The following is a 2,407-nucleotide window of genomic DNA, read 5'->3' on the forward strand; positions in this document are numbered from 1 at the left end:
TCACCATCATGCTCTTCATAGATGGTTCTTAAGACTTCATGACGCGCGATAATTTCACGAAAGGCTCGCTGAATACTCGTCAGACTAATCGTGCCTGACAGCTCAAATACCATCGGCATATTGTACTCTGGAGTGCTACCTTGCAAACTATCAATAAACCATAGCCGCTGCTGGGCAAAAGACAGAGGGAGCTTATCTGTGTTTCTGTCTACAGGAATGACCGAATTGCTTTCCACTTGAGAATGAAGTGACTCTAAGCGCGTTAAGCAATCAATAAATTCTCTCTTATTTTGCCTTATAAGATCACTTATTTCAGCTGTGATGGCTCCCTTGGGAGCCTTAGCAGTTAACGATCCATTCTCTGTCATTTGCAAAATAATGTCTTGTCTAGCCAACTGCTGGATAAGGTTTAATGCATTCATCTCAAAACTCGAACTCTTCGTATTCGGCAACATCATCTACCTCGTTGATAGACTGACTTACCGCTATAATTTCACATAGGGAAGCAAGCTCTTGCAGAGTCTGCACATCAAAAAAAGCATTCATTGAGATTGTGATCCCTAGGACTTCCTCAATTTTTCTTACAAACTTCATTATTAATAGGGAGTGCCCTCCCAGTTCAAAAAAGTTTGCTTTAATACTTATTTTACTTTGTTCCAGTTCCAACAATTCAGAACAAATATCCACTAGTGCCAGCTCAGTTTGGCTCTGCGGTGCAACGTATTCTTCATTAAAACCGACACCTTCAATTTCTAGTAATTGCTTTTTGTCGATTTTTCCATTTGGTGTTAATGGCCACTCTTCAACTTCCACAAAAAAGCTAGGCACCATATATTCAGGTAATGCTAAACGAAGCGCTTTCTTAACTTCACCAATATTGATGTCACCATCGTGGCCTTTTAGGTATGCGATTAAGCGGTTATCTTCTCCAACCTGCTTCGCAATGACTAGGCATGAGTCAATTTCAGCAAGTTGAGATAATTCAAACTCGATTTCCCCAAGCTCTATCCTAAATCCTCTTATCTTCACCTGATCATCAATTCGACCAAGAAACGCTAAATTACCACAAGGAAGATACTTTACTAAATCTCCTGTACGGTAAAGTCGAGCAGCCTGAACTCCCTGTCCTACTGTGGAATATGGATTACTAACAAACTTAGCTGCCGTTAGCTCGGCTTGGTGCCTATATCCTCTAGAGACACCATCACCTCCCAAATATAACTCTCCTACAGAGCCGTAAGGTAATAGCTGGCCATCTTCATTTAAAATCAGCGCAATACTATTTGAAATCACACGGCCAATACTTGGCGTTGACTGTACCGCATTATTAAACCTGATCCCGGTTGAGTAGGTCGTATCTTCAGATGGGCCATATAGATTACAAACGCTAATCGCCGTATATTGTTCAAATATTTTGTTGATAAGCTCACTGTGTAATGCTTCTCCCGCAAGATTAATGACCCGGATTTTCTCTAAATAAGTATTATTATCTAGCAAAGCCGAGATAGCTGAAGGAACTGTATTAAGTAAGGTGACATCCCGAACACACTGCTCTGTCACTACTTCTAAAACATTTTTAACGAGTCTTACTTTTGTGCCAACACTTAGCGGTAAAAATAATTCAAAAACAGATAAATCAAAACTTAAAGAAGTACTCGCTAATACTGTTTGCAACTCTGCCGTTGAATAAAAATGTTTGCCCCAATTCAACATTGCAACCGTATTTTGATGCTCAATCATCACGCCTTTTGGCTGCCCTGTCGAGCCTGAGGTATAAATCACATACGCCAGATGTGATGCGCTCACACCGACCTCTTGTGGCCGAGTACGTGGATACGCATCACACAGGTGCGGCTCCCCTAAGGCAAATCCATCTAACCTAACTTGCGTTTTGGTAAAACTCGCTAATGCTTCTGCCGTCTCTCCATGGCTCACTACCACCGATAATGACGCATCTGCTATCATATATTCTAAGCGGCTACGCGGATAACTCGGGTCTAGTGGCACATAAGCACCTCCTGCTTTTAAGATCCCTAAAACCGCTATCACCATCTCCAGTGACCTATCTGCGCACACACCCACTAAGCTATCTGGCCCTATCCCATGCTCTGCGCGCAGGTAATGTGCTAGCTGATTCGCCTTCTCATCCAGTGTCTTATATTGTAAAACGTCATCTGCAAATGCAACCGCAACTTGCTCTGGCACTAAGTCCACTTGACGCTCAAACAACGTATGAATACAAGCCGACTTATCATACTCTACTGCTGTGTCGTTCAGTGTATACAGCAGCTTGTGCTCTTCTTCTTTCGATAACAATGGCAAGCTACTCACTGCGGTTTGTGCACTGGCTTCACTCAACCCTGTCAGTAGCCGCTCAAAGTGCGCATTCAGCTGGGCAATATGTCCT

At 42.7% G+C, this 2,407-nt stretch carries 2 protein-coding genes; both read right to left on the minus strand.

Going from position 1 to position 2,407, the window contains the following annotated elements:
• Positions 1-422 (minus strand): condensation domain-containing protein (locus tag D9603_RS21130; protein ID WP_241651745.1); only part of this gene is annotated, 422 nt, incomplete at its 3' end.
• A 1-nt stretch (position 423) separates the two neighbouring features.
• Positions 424-2,407, minus strand: a 1,984-nt coding sequence (locus D9603_RS21135) for a non-ribosomal peptide synthetase (RefSeq protein ID WP_128732811.1), incomplete at its 5' end; no start/stop codon positions are given.

The sequence above is a fragment of the Pseudoalteromonas sp. PS5 genome, from assembly GCF_004103255.1.
In the GTDB taxonomy this organism is placed as follows: domain Bacteria; phylum Pseudomonadota; class Gammaproteobacteria; order Enterobacterales; family Alteromonadaceae; genus Pseudoalteromonas; species Pseudoalteromonas peptidolytica.